This is a genomic window from Polaribacter litorisediminis (genome assembly GCF_019968605.1).
In the GTDB taxonomy this organism is placed as follows: Bacteria; Bacteroidota; Bacteroidia; order Flavobacteriales; family Flavobacteriaceae; genus Polaribacter; species Polaribacter litorisediminis.
Map to the genome: position 1 here is coordinate 4235917 of NZ_CP082966.1, position 25475 is coordinate 4261391.

General features: G+C 31.2%; 20 protein-coding genes. All 20 read left to right on the forward strand.

Features of this window, described 5'->3' with window-relative positions:
- Position 1: 1 nt before the first annotated feature.
- The 20 genes from K8354_RS18165 to K8354_RS18260 all read left to right on the forward strand — a co-directional run bounded on the left by K8354_RS18165 (position 2) and on the right by K8354_RS18260 (position 25422).
- On the forward strand, positions 2-799 hold the full coding sequence (locus K8354_RS18165) for a F0F1 ATP synthase subunit delta (protein WP_223444157.1): 798 nt from the start codon (positions 2-4) through the stop codon (positions 797-799).
- Positions 786-2336 (forward strand): alternate F1F0 ATPase, F1 subunit alpha, encoded by a 1551-nt coding sequence (locus K8354_RS18170; RefSeq protein ID WP_223444159.1) that lies wholly within the window; start codon positions 786-788, stop codon positions 2334-2336. Before K8354_RS18165 ends, K8354_RS18170 begins: the two co-directional genes overlap by 14 nt.
- Entirely contained in the window at positions 2336-3226 is an 891-nt protein-coding gene (locus tag K8354_RS18175; protein ID WP_223444161.1) for a F0F1 ATP synthase subunit gamma, read from the forward strand. Before K8354_RS18170 ends, K8354_RS18175 begins: the two co-directional genes overlap by 1 nt.
- Positions 3227-3365: 139 nt before the next feature.
- A complete protein-coding gene (gene gpmA / locus K8354_RS18180; protein WP_223444163.1) occupies positions 3366-4118 on the forward strand; it encodes a 2,3-diphosphoglycerate-dependent phosphoglycerate mutase in 753 nt (250 codons plus the stop codon).
- 608 nt (positions 4119-4726) lie between these two features.
- A complete protein-coding gene (locus K8354_RS18185; protein ID WP_223444165.1) occupies positions 4727-7609 on the forward strand; it encodes a sensor histidine kinase in 2883 nt (960 codons plus the stop codon).
- Positions 7610-7620: 11 nt separating this feature from the next.
- Positions 7621-8379, forward strand: coding sequence for a LytR/AlgR family response regulator transcription factor (locus K8354_RS18190; RefSeq protein WP_223444167.1), 759 nt, complete (start codon positions 7621-7623; stop codon positions 8377-8379).
- 90 nt (positions 8380-8469) lie between these two features.
- A complete protein-coding gene (locus K8354_RS18195; RefSeq protein ID WP_223444169.1) occupies positions 8470-9510 on the forward strand; it encodes a hypothetical protein in 1041 nt (346 codons plus the stop codon).
- 206 nt (positions 9511-9716) lie between these two features.
- Entirely contained in the window at positions 9717-10526 is an 810-nt protein-coding gene (locus tag K8354_RS18200) for a CPBP family intramembrane glutamic endopeptidase (RefSeq protein ID WP_223444171.1), read from the forward strand.
- Between the two features lie 411 nt (positions 10527-10937).
- Positions 10938-12506, forward strand: a complete 1569-nt coding sequence (locus tag K8354_RS18205; RefSeq protein WP_223444174.1) for a T9SS type A sorting domain-containing protein — start codon at positions 10938-10940, stop codon at positions 12504-12506.
- 138 nt (positions 12507-12644) lie between these two features.
- Positions 12645-13556 carry an ABC transporter ATP-binding protein gene (locus K8354_RS18210; protein ID WP_223444180.1) on the forward strand — a complete coding sequence of 304 codons (912 nt, stop codon included), beginning with the start codon at positions 12645-12647 and terminating at the stop codon, positions 13554-13556.
- Between the two features lie 4 nt (positions 13557-13560).
- Positions 13561-14349, forward strand: a complete 789-nt coding sequence (locus K8354_RS18215; protein ID WP_223444183.1) for an ABC transporter permease — start codon at positions 13561-13563, stop codon at positions 14347-14349.
- Positions 14350-14623: 274 nt separating this feature from the next.
- Entirely contained in the window at positions 14624-15163 is a 540-nt protein-coding gene (locus tag K8354_RS18220) for a MauE/DoxX family redox-associated membrane protein (RefSeq protein WP_223444185.1), read from the forward strand.
- A gap of 53 nt (positions 15164-15216) precedes the next feature.
- Positions 15217-15633: a thiol-disulfide oxidoreductase DCC family protein gene (locus tag K8354_RS18225; protein ID WP_223444187.1), complete on the forward strand. Its 417-nt coding sequence runs from the start codon at positions 15217-15219 to the stop codon at positions 15631-15633.
- A 524-nt stretch (positions 15634-16157) separates the two neighbouring features.
- Positions 16158-18545, forward strand: a complete 2388-nt coding sequence (ppsA, locus tag K8354_RS18230) for a phosphoenolpyruvate synthase (RefSeq protein WP_223444189.1) — start codon at positions 16158-16160, stop codon at positions 18543-18545.
- 11 nt (positions 18546-18556) lie between these two features.
- Positions 18557-19552, forward strand: a complete 996-nt coding sequence (locus K8354_RS18235; RefSeq protein ID WP_223444191.1) for a 2-hydroxyacid dehydrogenase — start codon at positions 18557-18559, stop codon at positions 19550-19552.
- Between the two features lie 388 nt (positions 19553-19940).
- A complete protein-coding gene (locus tag K8354_RS18240) occupies positions 19941-20894 on the forward strand; it encodes an ROK family protein (RefSeq protein ID WP_223444193.1) in 954 nt (317 codons plus the stop codon).
- A 476-nt stretch (positions 20895-21370) separates the two neighbouring features.
- A complete protein-coding gene (locus K8354_RS18245; RefSeq protein ID WP_223444195.1) occupies positions 21371-21757 on the forward strand; it encodes a hypothetical protein in 387 nt (128 codons plus the stop codon).
- A 76-nt stretch (positions 21758-21833) separates the two neighbouring features.
- Positions 21834-22130, forward strand: coding sequence for a lipopolysaccharide assembly protein LapA domain-containing protein (locus tag K8354_RS18250; protein WP_223444196.1), 297 nt, complete (start codon positions 21834-21836; stop codon positions 22128-22130).
- A 30-nt stretch (positions 22131-22160) separates the two neighbouring features.
- The gene (locus K8354_RS18255; RefSeq protein WP_223444198.1) at positions 22161-23216 is read left to right on the forward strand and encodes a glycoside hydrolase family 130 protein; all 1056 of its coding nucleotides are present in this window, start codon (positions 22161-22163) and stop codon (positions 23214-23216) included.
- Positions 23209-25422, forward strand: coding sequence for a glycosyltransferase (locus tag K8354_RS18260; protein WP_223444200.1), 2214 nt, complete (start codon positions 23209-23211; stop codon positions 25420-25422). The genes K8354_RS18255 and K8354_RS18260 overlap by 8 nt, the downstream gene beginning before the upstream one ends.
- The last annotated feature ends 53 nt before the right edge of the window (positions 25423-25475 follow it).

Consider the following 25475-nt stretch of genomic DNA (forward strand, 5'->3'; position numbering starts at 1 on the left):
CATGGACATCAACTGGTTTACGGTCATAGCACAGGTGTTTAATTTTCTTATCTTGGTTTGGTTGCTTAAAAAATTTTTGTACAAGCCCGTACTTAATGCGGTGAATGAACGAGAGAAAAAAATTACCGATCAATTAAAGGACGCCGATGCCCAAAGAAAGCTTGCCCAAGAAAAACAGGTTGATTTTCAACAGAAAAACGAAGATTTTGACAGTAAGAAAGCAGCCTTACTTGACAAAGCAATCGCCGAAGCGAATGCAGAGAAACAGCAATTGGTGGCACTTGCAAAAAAAGATGCCAAAGCAGCTGGTATTGCTATGAAAAAAGCTTTTGAAGAGCAACAAGAGCAAGAAAAAAAAGAACGTGCTCAAAATACGCAAGAGCAGCTCTTTGCAATTGCCAGAAGAGCGCTAAAAGAGATCGCTTCAGTAAGTTTAGAAAATCAAGCAATAGCTCAATTTATCAAACATTTAAAAGCTTTAAAAGACCAAGAAAGACAACAATTTATAGCTGCTTTTAAATCGAATTCAAAGACCATTTTTGTAAAAAGTGCCTTTACCCTTACTGCAGCACAAAAACAAGAGATTACAGAGGCTGTCAATAAATTATTAAGTGCAGAAACGGTATTCGAATTTAAAACGACTCCTGAGGTGATAAGCGGCATAGAACTATCAACCAACGGTTATAAAATGGGGTGGAGTTTGTCAGAATATCTTAACACATTACAGAAAAGTATTTCTGCAGAAATAAAAGAACAGGGAATAATAAATTCAGAAAAACGAGCGCATGTCAGTACATGAAAATCAAATCGGAGCTGATTCTTTTAGTCAAATAGCGAATGCAATAAAGAACTTTAACTTTTTGATGCAGCCTCGTGAAATTGGTCTTGTCATAAGCGTTTCAACAGGTATTGCCACAGTTTCGGGGCTACCTAATGTGGGTTTTGAAGAATTGTTGCAATTTCAGAACGGACTTTTTGGAATTGCTTATAACTTAGATGAAGAAGAAGTGGGCGTTATTCTTTTAGGTGATAATTCTTTGCTAAAAGCAGGAGATGAAGTGGAACGCACCGGCAGAGTCATGGATATCCTTGTTGGAAATGGATTGATAGGGCGCGTGATGGATCCGTTAGGACAGCCTCTAGATAATAAAGGTAGTATTCAATTTGAAAAACGGCTACCTATTGAGCGACCAGCACACGCTATTATGGAGCGAAGCGCTGTAGCTGTTCCGTTATTAACAGGTATTAAAGTAATTGATGCATTGATTCCCGTTGGTAGAGGTCAGCGCGAATTGATTCTTGGAGATCGACAAACAGGTAAAACTGCGATTGCGATTGATGCAATTTTAAATCAACATGATAAAAATGTAATTTGTATTTATTGTGCCATAGGACAGCGAGCATCAGCAGTAGCAAAAGTAATTGCCAACCTAAAAGAAAAAGGAGCTATGGAGTATACAATTGTCATGGTAGCGAAAGGTAATGATTCTCCAGGAATCGCTTATTGTGCGCCCTATGCGGCAACCAGTATTGCAGAGTATTTTATGGAACAAGGTAGAGATGTGTTAATTGTTTATGATGATCTTACCCACCATGCGCGTGCGTATCGAGAGCTTTCATTATTATTGAGAAGACCGCCAGCTCGTGAGGCATTTCCAGGGGATATTTTCTATATTCATTCTAGATTATTAGAAAGAGCAACACATTTAAATGACGAATTAAAAGGAGGTTCTATTACTGCTTTGCCCATTATTGAAACCGAAGCGCAAAATATTTCGGCCTACATTCCTACAAATCTAATTTCTATTACCGACGGGCAAATTTATCTGTCTCCAAAATTGTTTAAGTTGGGGGTTTTACCTGCAGTAGATGTGGGTAAATCAGTTTCTCGTGTGGGTGGTAAAGCGCAGTTAGCTGCCTATCGGTCTATTGCTAAATTAAAGTTAGAGTATGCTCAGTTTGAAGAATTAGAAAATTTTGCTCGTTTTGGAACAAGACTTGACGAAAATACAGCAAAAAGTATTGAGCATGGTATACGTATTCGCGAATGTTTAAAACAAGAGGAATTACAACAATTAAATTCTTTAGAACAAATTTTGGTATTGCTTTCTTTAAAAAACGGACTTTTAGATACAATTCCGTTAGAAAAGATTAAGGAATGTGAAAATAACTTGCTTAAAAATAGTAATCAGATTCCCAATGAAATTCAACAGCGGATAACTTCAGACGAAAAGTTGCAGGATAAAGACATTAACATCATTTTAAATATAGCAAAAGAGATACTTGCCCCGTTTCAAGACAACTCAAAGCTTAATCACCATCATATTGAAAAGTAATGGATACGTTAGAAAAATTACGAAATAAAAAAGAAGGGGCAAAAGATTTAAAATCTGTTGTAAGCGCTATGAAAGCCATGGCAGGATCTAATATTAGGCAGTTTGAAACCGCTGTAAGTTCGCTTGAAGACTATTATCACACCATTGCCTTGGGAATTATCGGATATTTTAAAGCAGAAAAAATAGAAGAAATTAAAGATTTTAAAAAATCGAAAATAGAATCAGAAGAAAATATTTGTGCTATTGTTTTTGGTTCAGACCAAGGACTTGTAGCGCAGTTTAATGATAAAATGGCAAATTTTGTGATTGCTTCACTGCAAGAAATCTCTGGTAAAAAAGAGTTTTGGGTAATCGGCGAGCGTGTTCAATTACTGTTATCAGATGTAGGATTTACAACTTCAAAATTATATGCAGTACCTAGTGATCTTAAATCTGTAACTCCATTCGTTTCTCAAATTTTAAACGAAAGCAGAGAAAGTCAGGAGCAGAAAAATATTTCTACTTTTTATATTTTTCACAATCGCCCAAAAGCCATATCAGGATTTACACCGGTTATGCAACGATTTTTACCTTTAGATGAAACCTGGAAAAACACCTTAGAAGAACTTCATTGGCCTACAAAATTAGTTCCTCAAATAGCAGGAGATACAAAACATACATTACATGCTTTAATTAATGGCTATCTTTTTACATCGCTCTTTAAAGCTTGTGTTGAGTCTTTGGCTAGTGAAAATGCCAGCCGATTAGACGCCATGCAAAGAGCTGAAAAAAATATAGCTAATTTACTTGACGAATTTGATAAAAAGTACCACCGCTTGCGACAGAGTTCTATTGATGAAGAATTGTTTGATGTGATTTCTGGTTTTAAAGCGTTAAAGAAAGAAAAATAAAGTTTCATTGATTTGGTATCAAATTTTAACTGTTACATATAAGATTCAAAAAACTGTATTTCAATTTGTATAGCGTTAAAATCATTATTGTATTAGTGAAACATAAGATAAATAACTTCATAAAAAAATCTAAATAAAAATGAAAAATACATCCTATTTAAGCAAACTAGTTTTATTACGTCACGGGGAAAGTGAATGGAATAAACAACATATTTTTACGGGTTGGACAGATATAGATTTATCTGATCGAGGCAAGCAAGAAGCGCTATATGCTGCAAGAATTTTAGAAGACCATGATTTGGTTTTTGATGTTGCGTTTACATCTTTATTAAAAAGAGCCATTCGTTCTCTATGGATTGTGTTAGATGAAATGCAACTTATGTGGATTCGGGTTCATAAAGATTGGCGTTTAAATGAAAGAAATTATGGCGAATTACAAGGGTTGAATAAAGGAAAAATAACAATGCAGTATGGAGAACAACAAGTGTTTAATTGGCGGCGTAGTTACGATATTAGGCCACCTGCTTTGGCAATAAACGATGCGCGGCATCCATGCCACGATTTCCGGTATAAAAATTTGCTTTCTAAACAACTCCCGTCTTCTGAAAGCTTGAAGGATACCATGGAAAGATTGCTTCCTTATTGGCATTTATATATTGCACCCGAGCTAAAAATGGGAAAAACTGTTCTCATTGTAGGGCACGGAAACAATCTTCGTGCTCTGATAAAATACCTTGACAGTATTTCTGAAAGTGAAATTATAAAAACCAATATTCCGAGAGGAATACCTCTTATTTATGAATTGGATCATAAACTTAAGCCTATTACTCATTATTATTTAAGTAAAAAAAAGTCTTTAAAAAACCTATCGCAGCAAATTAATGAGCTTTAGGACTCTTTGTTATTTTTAGCATCAACCGAATACCGTTTTAGAGCTATAATGCCTTAATAAATTGCTTCTTTTTCGCTTCTTTTTTATGTTAAAAAAATGACCATAAAGAGGGCTATATGTATTCGTTTTTAATTTTAAGAAATCAAAAAATAATTCAATTGAGTTACACGGCATTATAAATATAAAATGGTATTAAAGACCAAAGCGAAATAAAAAAATATCGGAATTATATAAAAACTAATAGTGTTGTCCGATTAAAATTAGCTAAAGTGTTTTAAAGTATTGATAGTCTTGATTTTCAAGAGTTTTTAAAGTAATACACCTTGCTATTAAAACCGCTTTAGAATTTATGATGTATGGAAAAATTTAAAATCGTAATAATTTTGTTTTTCAGTTAGTTACATTCAAGTCTTTGTTCTTGATTCTAACAGCGAGAGCGGTCTTTTTATCTTTTATCGGACAACAATGAAAAACTAACAAAAAAACGAATGAAATACTTTGTTTCAGAAAATTATTACCGTTTTCTAGAAAGAAAAAAAATCAATTTCAGATCTAAACTGTATTTTTGATTTAAAATTTACTAGATCTTGTTCGCCAAAATTTCTTTGTTGTGTTTTCTTTTTTGCTCGTTTGTTATAAAAGCACAACAACCTGCTACAATTCATTTAACCGAAAAAGGAGGTCTGCCAGATATAGAATTTTATAACATTATTGAAGATTCAGAAAAGTTTATTTGGCTAGCAGCAGATAAAGGTTTGTATCGTTATAATGGCAGAGAGTATACCTATTTTTCTCATTCTGAACAAAGAGGAAATGCTGTTTTTGGAACATTAGAAGATCACCAAGGTCGTGTTTGGTGTAATAATATTTACGGACAATTTTTTTATGTTGAAGAAAATAAATTACAATTATTTATAGATTTAAGCAAAATTCTAAATGGCGAGTTATCTCAATTTAAGGTAACAGCTAAAGAATTACTGGTGTTTACAGGAAAAAAAATAGTTGCCGTAAACTTAAAGGATAAGAAAATTACACTACCTTTTAATAAAAACAATTCGCGTTTAGGTTTGGCTTTAAAATTAGATCAAAACTATCTCTACACGGAAGAAAATAAAATTATACAAACAGATCATGAATTTACAAAAACAGACAGTCTCTACATCGATATTTATGATACGCATAAAATAGAGAGCATTGCTAGATTTCCAAATATTGTTTCCAACGGTAAAGTATCATTTTGTCATTTTATTAGATACTTCGAAAATGTATTTTATCAGTTTGATCTAAAAAATAAGGAATTAAAAAAAATAACCGTTCCTGATGAGCTTAAAAAACGAAGTATAAATCAGGTTATTTTTAAAGATGATGATATCTGGATAGCGACAGACCTAGGCATACAGATCTTTAGTTTACAAGACAATACATTAGTAGGTAAGCAACATTTTTTACAGGACTATTTTATTACAAAAATCATCATTGATAGTTATAAAAATTACTGGATTACAACCAAAGGCGATGGCATTTTTGTAATGCCAAGCATCCATGTTTTTAAATACGACTTACCAGAAAACATTTTAAACATTAACAAGCTTAAAAATTTAGGAAACTCAACTATTTTATTGGGAACGAATAAAGGGAATATTGCCACCTTACATTTAAATACGGGTACTTCTAAAATTTTAGATGCAAGGTCTGCTTTTAGAGTTTCAGAAATCATAGAAAGTCAAAATAACAATGAATTTATAATCGTTAAAGAAGATGCTGCTTTTAGCTACCATAAAAATAGAAAGAAATTAAAGAAAATAGATCAACTGATTGTTCGTGGCGCCAAAAGTTTATCTAAAGTACATGGTTTGGGTTATGTTTTATCGTCTTATAAAAATGCTGTTTTATTAGATGATGATTTCAAGATTATGACAACACTTGTCAATAAACGCTCGTATACAAACTATTTTTCTGAAAAGACAAATCATATCTATATAGGTACAGTAGAAGGTTTCTTTGTGTTTGATGAACAGCTCCAAAAATCTGAAATAAAGTACCATGGTAACCCTATTGCTGCAACTTCTATAACTGAATCTGCAGGAAACACACTTTGGGTATCTACTTTTAAAAATGGGATTTATGAAATTCATAATAATGCAGTGGTCGCTAACTATAATGAAACAAATGGCCTATTGTCTAACAAAACTGGTGTCTTGCAAGCCGATGAAAAAGGATTATGGATTACTACTGAAAAAGGAATTCAATTTTTAGACTTTAACACTAGAGTTTTTCAGAACTTAACGCGTCAAAATGGTATCCCATCTTACCGAATTACAGCTATTGAAATTCTAGAAAACAAAGTACTTTTTAGCTCGAATTCTGGTTTATTTGGTCTCAATAAAAACAAAGTGTTTAGTGCGTCAAAAAGAAAAGATATCTATTTTGAAGATGTTACCGTTAATGACATAAAACAACCAATACAGCCGTCTTACAACCTAGATTATAATAAAAATAAAATTCGTTTCACTTTTAATGTTAATGGTTTTCAAAGTGCTATCAATACACGGTACGAATACAGGCTCTTGGGTTTAGAGCCAAGCTGGCATCTTGCCAAAGAGCAAATTAACAATGTTAATTATAACAGTTTGCCAAGTGGTAATTACACATTTCAGGTTAAAATTATTGATGAAGCGGATACTTTAAAATCCATAGAATTTTCAATTTCAAGTCCCATTTGGAAACGCTGGTGGTTTTACCTATTGCTTGTTTGTCTGTTAGGCGTTGTGATCTATGCAATTTTTACATCAAAAATTAGAACACTAAAAATAAAACAGAACGAGATTTTACAAAAAGAAATTGTGAATAAGCAACTAGTGCTCTCTCAATTAGAAAATTTACGTTCTCAAATGAATCCTCATTTTATTTTTAATGCTTTAAATTCTATACAAGAATATATTGTTTTAAATGAAAAAGAATTAGCGAGTTCGTTTCTGATAAAATTCTCTCGTTTAATTCGCATATATTTAGAACAAAGTAGAGAAAATGAAGTTACCTTAAAACAAGAACTAAATGCACTTCATATTTATTTGGAATTAGAGAAAAACAGGTTTGAAGATATTTTAGATTATACAATTACAGTATCTAAAAACATTGACGAAAACAAGATTAAAGTCCCCTCTTTATTTATACAGCCTTATGTAGAAAATGCTTTAAAACACGGACTTTTACATAAAAAAGACAATCGGAAACTCAATCTGATTTTTAATTTAAATGAGAGGCAAGACATTTTATTTTGCGAGATTGCAGATAATGGTATTGGTGTATCGGCATCAAAACAACTCAATAAACATAGACAACCTATACATAGATCTTTTGCCACAAGTGCTAACGAAAAACGAGTAAAGCTTTTAAATACCAATAGAAAACATAAAATAAGGGTACATATTGAGCCTTTAAATCCTGAAACTAAAACCGGTACAAAAGTTTTAATAATCATACCTATTTAAGATAAAATGAAATGAAAGCACTAATTATTGATGACGAAAATAAAGCAAGACGTTTACTAGAACAATTACTAATTGAGCAGTGTACAGAGATTGAGACAATATTGCAAGCAACAGATTTAGAATCAGGTATAAAAATTATTAAATCTGATAAGCCTGATATTGTATATTTAGATATTGAAATGCCTAAATACTCTGGACTTCAGATTTTAGAATTATTAGAGGGTTATGTGGTTGATTTTCAGATCATTTTTACAACCGCTTACAATCAATATGCGGTAGATGCTTTTAAACTATCTGCCATCGATTATTTACTAAAGCCTATTGATAGAAAAGAACTTCAAATAGCGACCAACAAAGCTATGATGGTACTTAATGAGCAAAATATTAATACGCAATTACAAGATCTAAAAAAAGCATTTAATCAATTAGCTTTAAATAAAATTGCCTTAGAAATTCCGAAAGGTGTTATTTTTATTTCTCATGATGATATTGTGTTATTTGAAGCAGACGGTATGTATACGAAAACGTATTTAGCTAATGGTGATACGCAACTCATTTGCAAACCCTTAAAACACTTTGTAGCACAATTGCAAAGCCTACCAATTTTCTATAAGCCACATCGTTCTTACTTAATTAATTTAAAACATATACGAGAATTATCTAAAAAAGATGGTCATCATTTGGTCATGACTAACAATAAAACGATTCCTATTTCTAAGGATAAAAGAGACGAATTTATGTTAGTTTTAAGAGAGGTTTTTAATACGTAGAAGTTTTAGAAAAAATAAATGTGTTTTCAGAAATAATTTAAAAAAGATGCCTCTTCATTGAGGCATTTTTGTTTCCTAAAACATATAAGAATGAAAAAATTAAAACCAATTACAATTGTACTTTTTTTACTATCAATCTGCCTTCAGGCACAGGATGTAAAAAATCAAAGTGAAATTATTAGAAGTAAAGTTTCAAAAGGGGATTATAGAATCGTTGCAGATTTATACAACAGTCATAGTGGTGTTGTAAATATTTCAGAGATAAATTGCAGTAAAAATCAGCCCAATGAACATTTTGAGATACTATTAAAAAAATATCCAAATCACGCAAGAGAATCTGATCGTAACGCAACACAGCAATACTTTCCTGATAATATTGCCTTTCCTATTACTTATTACGCAAGTACTTATGAAGGAAACAAAAAATTGCAAAAGGCAGTAGGATATGTAGTTAGAGAGGGGAGAAATGTGGGTGATGATAGAATTGCATTTGTTGGTGATTACTTGTTTATGCTTCAAAATTGGAAGAATAAAGACAGTTATGAGGTAAGATGGGTTCTTAAAATACCAAAAGTAGAAGAAGAAAAACCTGAAGATAAAACGAGAACCAAGAAAAAGAAAAAAGGTTTTTTTAAATCACTGAAAAATAATATTAAAAACGCGAAATCCATTGGTGGAGGTGTTTCAATTGAAAAAGTAAAGGCAGAAGTTTTACAACCATATTTAGACGAAGCTACTAAAAAACAGCAGACTTATTATGTAAGTTGGATAAAGAAATCTGAAAATACCAAAACCAAAAAATATATTGATGATAAGCGAGCAATGATGAAAAAGGCAATGAAGCAATATAACGATGACATCTTCAATAGCCCAGAATATCAACGTATGTTGGCCTATCATAAATGGTTAGATGGTAATGTTAATTTTACAGTCTATAATAAATCTGGCAGAACGGTATGGGTAGGGTCTACAGCAACTGCATTTATTACTAGCGAAGTACCATCAGGTGGTGAATCTACGCAAACTTGTACTTCAGATATGTATTATTATCTGAGTGATAGTAAGGGCGCAAAAGGCTACAAATTTTATACAGCTAATAGTGCGTGTGGCTCATCCGCCACCATAAATTAGGTTAGTTTTAGTTAAGTACTTGAGAGCTCATCATATATTTCATGGGCTTTTTGCATTTTTAAAGAGGGTGTTTTTTTCAAAAAATTAAAAAGCAAGTAACAATATCCAGTTTCAGAAAAAAACACCATAGTTTCAGAAAAAAACAAATTAAGATGCCTCACTATTGAGGCATTTTTGTACAACAAAGATGAAACTAAATTAAAAAAATGAAAAAGGAATTAAAATATATCATATTTATTTTTATTGGATTCATAGCCCTATTGTGGTTAGCTATACCATTAAGAGAGTTTTTTGGGAATTATAATATAACCGAACTAAATGCAAAACTAATAGCTGGAATTATTACACGACTATTTATTATAACAATAGGCTTTTGGATAATATGGAAATTAAAATTTAAAAAATATAATGGCATTGAAAAAGGTGAAAAGATTCAAAACTTACACTCATGGATAATTCCTTCTTTATTTATTTTAATGGGGTTAATGAGTAGCTGGAATACTTATTTAAATGCAGATAAAACTGCTCTTCTTTTATTTTCTGCTTCTGTTTTTATTGTTGGACTTACAGAAGAACTATTGTTTAGAGGAACAATCCTACCTCTTTTTATAAGCTATTTTAAAAATCAAAAGGCAGTCTTATATTTTAGTGTCATAGCTTCATCGTTAATTTTTGGTATTACTCACTATATAAATATTTTCAAGCAACCAGATAATTTTTGGGGAATTACGCATCAAGTATTTTTTGCAGTATCAATTGGTGTGTTTTTTGGAGGATTAATGTTAAGAACCAAAAACATAACAATTCCTTCTCTATTTCACGGGTTTGTAAATTTTTCTTTTGGAGCCGGAGATTTGAAACAAGAAGATATGCACATTATAAAGGAAAAAATTTCAAACGGAATCAATTGGAGTTCACTTATTCTAACTACGCTGTTTTTTGTGTTTATATTTATAAGTGGAATCTATATGATTAAAAAGACTAATAAGGAGTTAGTTTTAAATAAATTAAATTAAAAAAAGTGCTACCAATAACAAATCAACTACCATTTAGATTAGTTCTTCTGCCGATAATTTTAGTAATACTAAAATAGGTTCTAGAATCGAAGGCGCAGCAGATTGTAGAAGTGATTTGTATTATTTTTTAGCGATAAAAAGGGAGCTAAAGTAATCAAGTTTAATGCAACAAATAGTGCTTTCGGATCTTCTACAACAGTAAATTAAGTTAGTTTTTAGTTAAGTATTTGAGAGCTCATGATATATTTCATGAGCTTTTGACATTTTTAAAGAGGTTGTTTTTTCAAAAATTAAAAATCAAATAACAATATCCTATTTCAGAAAAAAAGACCCTAGTTTCAGAAAAAATACAAATAAAATGCCTCCATGTTGAGGCATTTTTGTTGAGGTAACTTGAAAACCGTCTATATTATGAAATTAAAATTACACTTTTTATGCATCTTTTTATTTACTTCAGTAACTATTTTTGCTCACTTTACAAGCACAAACGAACTTATAGCAAATGATGAGCTGCACAATAACTTAAATAATGGAATTGGAACTAGCAAAATGATTGTCAGTTCTGGGGCATCTTCTTTTGTTGCAGATTTAGAAGCTAATCACAGTATAAAAAACAACACAGGAGTTATTGGTGCGTATGAATATTCTACAGCAACCTCTTGCGTTGTTACTATTCCTGATGCTGCATTAAAGGCTGATATTATATCTAATGGCAGTTCTGGTGGTATTGATACCAACAACGATGGTGAAATACAATGTAGCGAGGCCACTGCATATACAGGTAGGTTAACACTAACTGGTTTAATTGCTGGTAATTGGTCTGATCCTACAGGTTTAGAAGCTTTTACAGAAATTACAGGTTTAGTGTTTAGTAGTGCAACAACGAATTTAAACAATATTGATTTAACAGCTCATACCAAAATCGAGTCACTTAATATAAATGGTGAGGGGTTTACTTCAATAGAGATATCAACACTTACTTCTTTAGCAGATTTAAGAGTAGTATCGCTTCAGCAATTGACTGCAATAAATATATCAAATTTAGTAGCCTTGAGAGAATTTAATCTAAGTTTTACGAAGGTATCTTCTTTAGATTTTTCTGGATTAACCAATTTAGAAAAAATTACCTTAAGAAATAATAATAGTTTACCTGCCTTTACTTTGTTAAATAACAACTCTTTAGTAGCTATAGATGCGTCCAATTCTTCTTTAAATAATATGCATCTTACGAATGCTCCTAATCTTGAGGTTTTATCATTAGGTGGAAATAGTGGACTTCCTAGTAATACTATAGCTACGCTTGATCTAACGCAAAATACAGCATTAACAACTTTAATTTTAGGTCAAAATAACCTAACTACTTTAGATTTAACTAAGAATGTATCTTTAGAGGATTTATATATCAGTCAAAATAACTTGACAACATTAGATTTAAGTAAAAATTCTAATTTGGAATATATTACTATTGAAGATACTAATAGCATTACTGATCTAGATTTGAGCGAGAATGGATTTTTATTAGAGGTAGTATTGAATAGAAACTCAGGGCTTACTAGTTTAAACATAGCGAATGCAAATAATGGAAATTCATTTACAAGTAGTTTATATTTTGTGGATGTAACGAACAATGCTAATTTGTCATGCATTCAACATGATTTAGGTTTCGATCCAACAACGACCAATGGAAATTGGACAAAAGACGCTGCTGCAAATTGGAGTACAAATTGTGATGCTTTGTCTTTTGACACCGTGCATATTGATGATTTAAAAATCTATCCAAATCCAACATCCTCTGTACTACATATTCGTTCTAATGAAGCTATTGAAACCATAGAAGTGTATTCTGTTTTAGGTAAAAAAGTCATGTCTAAAAAAGAGACAAAGACTATTGATATCCGTCAATTAAAAAGAGGTGTTTATTTCATTCAAATAATAACAAAAAATTCTAAAAAAATGAATTATAGCTTCCTTAAAAATTAAAGATAAATTCTTTAAATATTTCTGTTTTCATCAAGATGCTTTATACTACTCAGTCAAAAGTTTATCTGATTAAATAAACTATCCAACAATGTTGGCAAACAGCAATCTTACAAAATCTTATAGGTTAAATAAGTTATCATGAATAAATACATCATTGAAGCACAAAAATTAGACTTTTCTTATTCAAAATCGAGTAAGGATATAAAGAAATTAAATCTACAAGTTCCTAAAGGAAGTATTTATGGTTTTTTAGGGTCAAATGGTTCAGGTAAATCAACTACGATTAGACTTCTGCTAGGATTGCTAAAAAAAGACTCCGGAACAATCTCATTGTTTGGGAACTCTTTTAAAGAAAATAGAATAGAGAATCTCTCTAAAATTGGCGCGCTCATAGAAAATCCTTCATTATATGAGCATTTAAATGCCCTAGATAATCTAAAAATTGCAGCTAATTACAAATCCATCCACAAAAGTAGGATAGATGAAGTCTTGGAGATTGTAAAACTTACGCATGCAAAGCATAAAAAAGTAAAAAAATATTCACTTGGGATGAAACAACGTCTGGGTATTGCCATTGCATTGTTAAGCGAACCAGAAATTTTAATTCTAGATGAACCTACCAATGGCTTAGATCCAAAAGGGATTATAGAAATGAGATCACTAATCAAATCCTTAAATAAAGACTATGGAACAACTATATTTATTTCAAGCCATTTACTAAGTGAAATTGAGAAAACATGTAGTCATGTAGGTATTATAAATGACGGGAAAATGTTGTTCCAAAATACAGTGAAAGCACTAAAAGAATCACAAAGTGATGATATCGTGATAAATATTGAATCGAATGATTCTGAACATTTAAAACACGTAATAAGTCCATTAAGCATTCATTCTGAAATATTAAACATGTCTTTTATCAATATTACCATTAAGAACAAAAAAGACATTCCTTTTTTAATTGATAAAATTAGAAAAGCCGGTATAGAGATTTATCAAATTAATATTAAAAATAACCTAGAAGACTTATTCCTAACATTAACCGAAAAATAAAACAATGAATACGATAAACTATTTTACCAAAAGCATTCAAAACGAAATCATCAAGTTAAAAAGCACATTTACACTTTGGTTAGTTTTTATTAGTGCAGTATTCATACCTGTAATTTACTTTTTTTATTATTTACTAAAGAGTGAAACATTAATTCCTGCTGAAGGTGTGAATCCTTGGGGAAAATTTATGACACAACAGATTAGTGTATCTGCTTCATTACTTATACCGATGTTTATTATATTAATAACAAGCTTAATCATACAAATAGAACACAAATCTTCTTCTCTTAAATATTTGTTTTCGCTACCAGTACCTAAATGGAGTATTTATTTCGGAAAACTTACTGTTTCAGTTGGCCTTATTTTATTTATTTATATTCTATTCTTTTTTGCCATGTTAGCAGTAGGTTCTATAGTTGGATTAATACATAATGAATTAAATTTTTTAGATTACTTTCCAAATTACCAAAAACCATTAAAGTTACTTTTTAGATCGTTTATTGCAATTTTGGGAATCGTTGGCATTCAGTTTTGGATCAGTTTTATATTTAAAAACTTTATAACGCCTTTAGGCATAGGAATCGTTTTAGTAATCACTGGGTTAATTGTTTATAAAACCGGTGAATCACTGTATTTCCCGTATTCCTATAGTTCTTTAAGTTTAGTTCCTTTAAGTACAGAAGAATCAAATATATCTTTATGGTTTCCCAAAGTTGCCTTCTTAAGTTTATGCTATTTTATAACCTTTTCAATACTTGGTTTTTTAAGTATAAGTAAAATGAATGTTAAATAACATTTTATTAATCTTTATAATGAAAAAAAACATCTCTCTCTTTTTCCTCTATACAATGTGTTTAATAGTAGTTAGCATATTAGTATTAATAATGGTACTATTTTTAATAGTGTACTATTTTATATTTAATCCCAGCTTTAGAGAATTCGTTAAATCTTATTATTAAAAAATAACATCATACTAATTTTAATTTAAAATCAACATACTCATATAAATTGAGTTAAAACTTAATAATAAAATTAGAAACAAATTTTAACATAAAAAAAATACTAAAATGAATTTAACTAAAAAAGATAAATTAGAAATATTTGAAAATGCAATAAGTTGGATTGTAGTACTAGCAATGCTCATTTATGGTTTGGGAAAAGTAGCTCAATTTGAGGATGCAGTTGATGTTAACAAAACCGTAGCTGAAATGACTGGAATGGAGTTAATGTGGGCTTTTTATAGTTATTCAAAGTCATTTGTAATTACCTTAGGAATAATGGAAGTAACTGGTGGAATATTAATTCTGATTAAAAAAACACGATTAATAGGATGCTTACTTACAACAGCTATTCTTGTAAATGTCATTCTTCAGGATATTTTCTACGGTGTTCATTTAGGCGCTTTAAAAGCCGCAATACTATATCAATTTTTAATATTGGTTATTCTTTGGATACATAAAGACAAAATGATTGCGAGTATAAAAGCCCTAGTGAATTTTGAAAAAGTACAACAAACTAAAGCTAAATATTTTGTAAAACTTTTAATTGCTTTCGGTGTATTTGTTGTATTGAGAATTTTGGAATATTATTTTACTATAAAATTTTAAAATCCACTTGCGAACTAAGTGAAACTATCCTTGAAAACAAAATTTATAGTTAAATGATTGATTTACCTAAAAATAAAAAAATTATTCTTTTCGATGGTGTTTGCAATTTGTGCAATAATTCAGTGATAAAAGTAATTAAAAACGATAAAAAGAACACATTTCTATTTGCAGCTTTACAATCTAAAAGTGGCAATAAAATCATCTCCAAATTGGGCATCGATATTGCTAAAACGGATTCAATAATCTTATGGGAAAAAGAGAATTCTTATGATGTAAAATCTACTGCTGTCCTTAAAATTATGAACAATTTTGGTGGATTTTGGAGTTTTACAAAACTTTTTTTGATTTTACCAGAAAGCTTTAGAAATTTGATTTATGATTTTATTGCTAAAAATCGTTACCAATGGTTTGGTAAAAAAGAAAGTTGTATGATGCCAACTGCAGAGTTAAAAACTAAATTTTTAGATTAAATTATTTCAAGACCGTTGCAAGGTAAAATCCATTAAAAAAGTTGTTTTTTTTGACAATTAAATTTTTAATTATTAGATATTTAAGTCTTTTTTTTAAGTTATGAAAGCGCATAAAAACCCTACCTTAGTAGATAGTATTTGAGATGTACGCACAAGAAAAATTAAGCAAATATTTTTCTCCCAAATAAACACACTTTTAGATCGGAACCCTGTATGCGAAGTCATAGACACGCATTATAAAAAGGGCGAAAGCGCCATCGGCTGTCCAAGCTATGGGTGGTTTATTATTGTTTAAAATGTACTTACTGCAAACATAAATCTGTCCTAATAAAACGAGACATTTCACATTCTAAATTAATCGCCAATTTATACTAAAGAAGTATCATTAGAGATTAATAATCATAACCTAGTTCCTATTGTAAGTTTTTTATTTCCATGACCTAGATCATTACTATTTGTCATCAATTTGCTGAAATTCGTGGTCATAAATTTTGATTGAGAATAAATTTTAAAAATAGAGGGAAATGAAAAATTACATAAAACATTTTAATGAAGTAGACATCAATGATGTACCTATAGTAGGAGGCAAAAATGCTTCTATAGGAGAAATGTTTCAAAAATTGACATCAAAAGGGGTAAACGTTCCCGACGGTTTTGCGACGACTGCCGATGCCTATTGGTATTTTTTAGAAGAAGTAGGTATAAAGGAAGATATTTTTGGTCAGTTAGCAAAATTGGATGTTCAGGAATTCTCTAATTTAAAGACAATCGGTGCAGCTGTAAGAAAAATTATTCTCGATACAGAACTTCCTGATGATATCAAAGAAGCCATTAAAGAAGGATATGATATTTTATCAAAAAAATACAAAGGTGATATTTCTTTAGCTGTGAGAAGTAGCGCCACAGCAGAAGATTTGCCCAACGCAAGTTTTGCTGGCCAACAAGAAAGTTATTTAAATATAAAAGGAAAAGAAGAACTTATACATGCCTGCAAAAAGTGTTATGCATCCTTGTTTACCGACCGAGCTATAAAATATAGGCAAGACAATGGTTTTGACCATACAAAAGTGGCGCTTTCTATTGGCATACAAATGATGGTGCGCTCAGATTTAGCAGCCTCTGGAGTAAACTTTACGATCGATCCTGATACAGGATTTGACCAGGTTATAATGATTTCGAGTATCTATGGACTTGGCGAAAATATTGTTCAGGGTAGCATCAATCCTGATGATTATTTTATTTTTAAACCTAGTTTAAAAAATGGAGTTTCTCAACCCATCATTTCTAGAAAATTAGGCAGCAAAGAAAAAACGATGGTTTATGATGCTTCGGGCAATAGTAATATCAATCTAGACACACCGATAGAAAAACAAGAGCAATTTGTATTAACGGATGCAGAGGTTGTAAAACTTGCTCAATGGGCTGTTATTATTGAAGATCATTACAAACGTCCTATGGATATTGAATGGGCTAAAGACGGTCTTACAAATGAACTTTTTATTGTCCAAGCAAGACCCGAAACCGTACAGAATACCAAAAATAACTTAAATATCCATACCTACACACTCCTAAAAAAAGGCAAAGAAATTGTCAGAGGAATGGGGTTAGGTGGTAAAATATCTTCTGGAAAAGCGAGAGTACTTTCTAGTGCCGAGGAATCGGATAAACTTCAAAAAGGTGAAATACTAGTTACAGAAGTAACCAGTCCAGATTGGGATCCTATTCTTAAAAAAGCGGGTGGAATTATAACAAATCAAGGCGGACGAACTAGCCATGCCGCCATTGTGGCTCGTGAAGTAGGTACAGCTGCTATTGTAGGCTCTAATAACGCAACGAAAGTAATTAAAGACGGACAAGAAATTACTATTTCTTGCGCAGAGGGTGCTATCGGTATCGTTTATGATGGTATTTTACCTTGGGAAGAAAAGAAAGTTGATATTTCTGCTTTAAAAAAACCACAGACTCAACCCATGCTAATTTTGGCAGATCCAGACCAAGCATTTAAATTTTCGTTTTATCCTGCTGAAGGAGTAGGGTTGATGCGTTTGGAGTTTGTGATCAACAATATTATTCAGATTCATCCGATGGCTTTAAAGAATTTTGATACGTTAAAAGATGTATCGGTCAAGGAACAGATTCAAAAAATGACACATTATTATCCTGATAAGTCGAATTATTTTGTACATAAATTGGCAGAGGGCATCGCCAAAATTGCCGCTGCATTTTATCCCAAAGATGTAATTGTTAGAACAAGTGATTTTAAAACTAACGAATACGCTAATCTTATAGGCGGTGTTGAATTTGAACCCGAAGAATCAAATCCTATGTTAGGTTTTAGAGGCGCATCGAGATATTATAATCCTAAATACCAAGAAGCTTTTGAATTGGAATGTAAGGCGATGAAAATGGTTCGCGAGGAGATGGGATTGGATAACGTAAAAATCATGATTCCGTTTTGTAGAACGTTAAAAGAGGCTAAAAAAGTACTAGAAGTTATGGAGAAAAACGGCCTAAAACGTGGTGAAAAAGGCTTAGAACTGTATATGATGACCGAAATACCAAACAATGTGATTCTAGCTGAAGAGTTCGCTGAATTTTTTGATGGTTTTTCCATTGGCTCTAATGACCTTACTCAGTTAACTTTGGGTGTAGATCGAGATTCTGAACTCTTAAGTGATATCTTTAATACCAATGACCCTGGCGTTAAGAAAATGATTGCTATGGTTATTGAATCTGCCCAAAAGACGCACACAAAAATTGGCCTTTGTGGTCAGGCACCAAGTGATGATGCTGAATTTGCACAGTTCTTAGTAGAAAAGGGTATCAATTCTATTTCTTTTAATCCGGATGCATTGATTTTAGGAATCGAGAATATGAACAAAGCAGAGAAAAGTATTCGTAATTCAAACTAAATTTTTAGGCTATGAAAATCGCAATATTTAATATACACAGTTGGGAAAAAGAGTATTTAGAAACTGCCAATGCTGGTAAAAATACCCTAAAGATGTTAGATGCATATTTAAATATAGATACCGTAAAGTTAGCAGAAGGCTGCGAGGCGATTTCTATTTTTACTGAAGATGATGCTTCTGCACCTGTTTTAGATAAGTTGCATGAATTGGGAGTTCGCTTTGTGGCTTTTCGTTCGGCAGGTTTTAATAACATAGATGCTGCTCATGCTCAAAAAATAGGAATCCGTATGGTGCGTGTGCCAGAATATTCGCCCAACGCTATTGCCGAGTTTACAGTAGCAGTAATGTTAGCACTAAATCGAAAATTAATCCGTTCGCATTACAGGATTATGCAAATGGATTTTTCTTTGGATGGACTGGTAGGTTTTGACATGAACAATAAAACAGTCGGTATTATCGGAGCAGGTAAAATTGGCAGGGTAGTCGCTAAAATTTTACATGGCTTTGGCTGTAAATTGCTAGTTTATGATATTGTAGAAGACCCTTTTTTAATTAAAGAATATGGTATTGAATATACCGATTTAGATACGCTATGCAAGCAATCTGATATTATTACCCTGCATGTGCCTTTAGTGGAAGATACACACCACATAATTTATAAAAAAAGAATTGCGAGTATGAAAAAAGGAGTCATGTTAATTAACGCAGGTCGGGGTGCATTGGTACATACCCAAGACGTAATTGATGCCTTGAAATCGGGTCAAATTGGCTATTTCGGGATGGATGTGTATGAAGAAGAAAAAGGACTATACTTTGAAGACCATTCAGAAGATATTCTTCAAGATGATATCATGGCGAGACTAATGACTTTTAAAAACGTTTTAATAAGCAGTCATCAGGCTTTTTTGACGGATACGGCACTTAAAAATATAGCAAGAATTACTTTCGAAAATCTAGAATGCATAGAAAAAGGCGGCACTTGTATTAACGAAATATGCGTAAAATAAAACGGAAAAAATTCATATTTTTGGATACACTAAAGGGTTCATCAGACGAAAACTTCGCAGAAAAAATATCATACTTAATATCATTTATCATTTAAAAATTACAGCAATAAAATAGACGTTTTCCCATTTTATTTTCAACAAAAAAAACATAAGATGGGTGATGTTTTATAGATGTACTGTAAAACCATTCTTTTCTTTTATCATAATTTAAAGCAAAAGCGAGTATAACTTCATTGTACGGTAATTTATTTTGGCGATTAGTTTGGTGTTTAGAATAAAAGTAAATATTAATTTAAGTAAAAAAATATTACAATTATCATATGTTCGCTAAAAAGCTATTCTTATATTAGTGCCTCGAAAAAAACTTTTTTTATAAATTAGAAGATGCATGGATTTAGCAATAGGAATAGACATTGGTGGTACCAAAACTAAAATAGGATTAGTAGACCAACAGGGAGAATGTCATGAACATATGTTTTTCAGAACTCAAGAGTTCGAGAATCTTGACGATTTTTTAGATAAAATAAAGAATAGTATTGAGGAGCTGAAGGGTAGATTGAAATTTCCTGTAAATTGTATCGGTTGTGGTATTGGAGCACCGAATGCATCTAGCCGAAAAGGGACTATAGAAAATGCCGCCAATTTAAAATGGAAAGGATCGGTGCCTCTTTTAGAAAAATTGAAAGAACGCTTAAATATGCCGATGCGATTAATGAATGATGCGAGTGCAGCAGCTTTGGGCGAATTGGTATTTGGAAACGCCAAAGGGATGTCAGATTTTATTGTTCTTACTTTGGGTACAGGTTTAGGCGCTGGTATTGTTGCCAATGGAAAATTAATTGAAGGCTTGGACGGTTTTGCAGGCGAATTGGGTCATGTTAGCATGACTTTGGGTGATGGTAGATTAACAGGTTTGGGGGTTCGAGGTGGCCTTGAAGCCTATGTTTCTGCAACAGGTTTAAAGCGAACAATCGTATATATGCAATCGAAATATATGGATCCTAGTCGATTTCGAGATATCGCTATGAATGATTTACATGGAGAAGATATTACCAAAGCGGCAGAAGAAGGAGATCCAATTGCACTAAAAGCTTTTGATTATACTGCGGATATTCTTGCTTTGGCAATGGCAAATTTTACTGCTTTTTCTCAACCAGAAGCTTTCTTTTTAATGGGAGGTCTTTTAAATAGTGGTAAATGGATAATGGAACCCTTAGAAAAATATTTTGAGAAATACTTATTAGAGGTTTATAAAGGAAAGGTAAAAATATTAACTTCCGGAATGGATGGTAAGAATGCTGCTATTTGCGGAGCCGCAGCCTTAATTTGGGAAGTTCAATAGCTCTAAATAATTAAATTATTTTAAGAATTTTTTATTCGTAAACTCAATTTTAAAAAATAGCCAAGCTAGAACTAAAATTGTATGTTTAACGGAATGTAAACTATATTTATCGCGCTTTAATTACTGAATTTATTTCAGTAATTGAAGCGCGATTTTTTATGAATACCTGAATGCTCCATTTTTTGAGTTATCAAAACTAAAATACAACACATATTTTCTTTTCTAAACATTTATTTCTACCTATTTATTGCTTATGACTGACCGTAGTCATGGTGCTTTATCTTCTTATCATCTAATTTTATCGCATACTTTAAAAGATACGTATCATAGATAAATGAGTATGATGATTTCTTATTGATTTTTTTCAAAAAAAAGCTTTGAAATACATTTTTTTTCTATGGATAGTTTCTGTAAAACTTCTTTTTAAAAGAATAATTTAATATGCGAAAATTAAAATCAATGTTAATCACAAATAGATGAAAAAAGACAAGAAAACACAAAAAAATCTTGGGATATGGATGGATCATTCAACTGCAAATTTAATTGATTTAAAATCCAAGAAACGCAGTTATTCAATATCATTAGACCGCACATCGAATATAAATGATGATGGTTTGATTAAAAGTGAAAGAGGTATACACAATAGAAAACAGGAATTGCAAGAGGCTTATTATAAGGAAATTGCAGAGGTTATTTTAAAATACAATCATGTGCTCTTATTTGGTCCTACAGATGCAAAAATGACTTTATTTAATTACTTAATAAATGATTTTCATTTTAAGGATATAAAAATTGATGTTGAAGTTGTAGATAAAATGACAGAGAATCAACAAGTTGCTTTTGTGAAAAATTTTTTTGAATAAAAAGGACTTTCTAGTTGCTCTAGAGTATTAAAATAAAATGCCAAATAAAGACTTATAAGATTAAAATCTGTTGAAAATGAAACAAACAACTTATATCATATTAACAATTATCACACTGATATTTATTGTTGTATTTACGCTTCAAAACACGAGTGAAGTTATTGTCAATTTATTATTATGGAACATTAAAACATCTTTAGCGCTACTAATTTTTTCTTTATTCTCCTTAGGCGTTCTGATTTCCATTTTAATTTTTACTCCGGTAATTATGTCTCTTAAATCTTCCTTAAAAAAGGACGAAAAAATTATTTCAAAATTAAGAGGAAGTCACAAAGAAAATTCTGATTTAGAGCAACTAAATCCTCTTGAGTAATTTTTGTAAAAACTAATGTAAAAAGTAAAAATGATTTCAGTAAAAAAAGAAGGCATTATTCTAGCGGAAACAGAATTAGAATTTGAAAATGAAGGGGTACTAAATCCTGCAATTATGCAAGAAGGAAACACTGTGCATGTTTTTTATCGAGCGGTTCGAAAAGGTAATTATTCTACTTTAGGATATGCCAAGTTAGAAGGACCTTTAAAATTAGTTCAACGAAATAAAGAACCTATAATGGTGCCGTCTACAGAAGATGAAATTCATGGTATTGAAGACCCGAGAATTGTAAAAATTGATACTGTTTATTATTTAACCTATTGCGCTTTTAATGGCATAAATGCCCTAGGTTCTTATGCTACATCGGTTAATTTGATCGACTTTGAAAAAAAAGGTCTATTAGTACCTCGAGTAACTTACAAAGAGTTTAAGAGTCTTACAGAATGTCATGGAACTTTAAATGAAAAATATGAACGCTTTCATATTCAAAACAATATTATAGAAGATATTAAAAATAATCCTGAAAAAGAAGTTTTACTTTGGGATAAAAATCTCGTTTTTTTCCCGAGAGTTATTGATAATAAATTCACTTTTTTACATCGCATAAAACCTGATATTCAAATTGTATCTGTAAATAATATCCAAGATTTAACAAAAGAATTTTGGAATGATTATTTATTGCATATCCATGATCATATTGTCATGACTTCAAAACATAAGCAAGAAATTAGTTATATAGGTGGCGGTTGTCCTCCTTTTGAAACGAAAGAAGGATGGCTTATTATATATCATGGGGTACATGATACTTCAGAAGGTTATGTATATAGCGCTTGTGCAGCTTTACTTGATTTAGAAAATCCTAAAAAAGAAATTGCAAGGTTGCCATATACTCTTTTTAAACCCGATTTGTCTTATGAAATTTATGGCTATGTAGATAATGTGGTGTTCCCAACAGGAACTTCTTTTTTTGACGATAGGTTGTATATATATTATGGTGCTGCAGATAAAAGAATTGCTGTAGCCTCAGTTAATTTAGAAGAATTAATTGAAGAATTATTAAAATTTAAAATTGAAAATAATGATTAGTAATGAAATATTAATGATAACGTCTTTTCCTCCAAGAAAATGTGGAATAGCAACTTATAGCAAAGATTTAATTAAAGCTATTGAAGATAAATATAATGGTAGTTTTGCTATAAAGGTTTGTGCATTAAAAAAAAGAAACGGCGATTTAAAATATCCAAATGAGGTAAAATATTTTTTAGAAAGTTGGTTAAAAGAAGATTATAAAAGATTGGCTGTAGCTATAAATGCAGATGAAGCGATTAAAGTAGTTTATTTACAACATGAGTTTGGTTTGTATGGAGGCCATTTAGGAGATTTTATTATCGACTTTTTAAGAGAAATCCAGAAACCCGTGATTACTACGTTTCATACAGTGCTTACTCAGCCAAATGATGATAGAAAAATTGTAGTACAAGAAATTGTGCAATTATCGAGTAAAATCATTGTAATGACAAATTTTTCTGCCAATATATTAAAGAATGAATATGAGATTGAGGAAGGTAAAATAAAAATTATTCCACATGGAACGCATTTAATTGAGCCATTTCATTTAAATTTAAAAGAATCGATTCCTTTTAAAAGTAGAATTGTTATTTCTACTTTTGGTTTGATTAGTGAAGGAAAAGGGATTGAAACCGCATTAGATGCTTTACCGAAAATTATAACCAAGTTCCCGAGTGTTTTGTACCTGATTATTGGAAAAACTCATCCAGAAGTTAAAAAAATTGAAGGAGAGGTTTATCGGGATTCTTTACATCAGAAAGTAAAGGAATTAAAAATAGAGAATCATGTTCTTTTTATCAATAAATATCTTGAATTAGATGTATTATTAGAGTATTTACAACGGACCGATTTATATTTTTTTACGTCTAAAGATCCGCAACAAGCAGTAAGTGGTACACTAGTTTATGCCTTATCGGCAGCTTGTCCCGTGGTTTCAACACCTATTCCGCATTCCTTAGAATTATTAGATGGTGCAGGTATAAATTTCGATTTCGGAAATTCGGAACAATTGGCAAATGCGGCGATTACCATACTTTCTGATTCAGATTTAATGGAAGAAATGCTGTTAAATGCTGTACAAAGAATAAGCCCTACGGCATGGCAAAATGCGGCCATTGGTCATATTAACATCGCAAAACTGCTATTAAAAGAAAAAAACTTTGAACTAAATTATAAATTGCCTGAAATTAATTTGCGGCATATCGAACGATTAACAATGGATTTGGGAATGATTCAATTTGCTAAAATAGCAGATCCAGACTTCGAATCAGGTTATACCTTAGATGACAATGCGAGAGCTTTAATTGCAGTTGCTAAACACTTTGAACTGACAGGGAAATTTCGTGATTTGCCTTTGGTTCATGCTTATTTAAATTTTATTTTATTTTGTCAACAAGATGATGGCTCGTTCTTAAATTATGTGACCATTCATAAACTCTTTTTTGATAAAAATAGAGATGAAAATTTAGAAGATTCTAATGGAAGAGCCATTTGGGCTTTGGGCGAATTTTTATCTTTAAGACAGTTGTTTGATTTTAATTTACAAGCGCAAGTAGAAAATGCATTTCAAAAAGCACTGCATACTATTCATAACTTACAATCTCCAAGGGCAATTGCCTTTTGCATAAAAGGCTTGTATTTTTATTATCACTATAAAAACGACAAAAGTATTTTAGAATTAATTACCAAACTAACGGATAATTTGGTGTCTAAATATAGAGGTGTTTCTAATAAAGATTGGCAGTGGTATGAAGAGTATTTAACCTATGGCAATGCGTTAATTCCGGAGGCAATGTTGCTAGCTGCAAAAGTTACCAATAGCGAGTTGTTTGAAGTAATCGCGTATAAAACATTTGAATTTTTATTAGACATCACTTTTAATAATGAAAAAATTAAGGTAATTTCTAATCGAGGTTGGCATCATAAGGGTAAAGACAAAAATATTTTTGGGGAACAACCTATAGAAGTGGCGTATACTATTTTAACCTTAAGTACCTTTTTTAATATGTATAAAAAAAGAGAGTATTTAGATAAAATGAAAATTGCTTTTAACTGGTTTTTGGGTGAAAATCATTTGCATCAAATCATTTACAATCCAGTTACGGGTGGTTGTTATGATGGTTTAGAACAAGACCATATAAATTTAAATCAAGGAGCAGAATCTACTGTTTGCTATTTAATGGCCAGATTGATAGTTGAAAAACATTTTCAGAATAATGATTAGTACCATTTATCATTTGAACTTAAAATCATAAAATGGGTCTTTTTCTTTGCTAT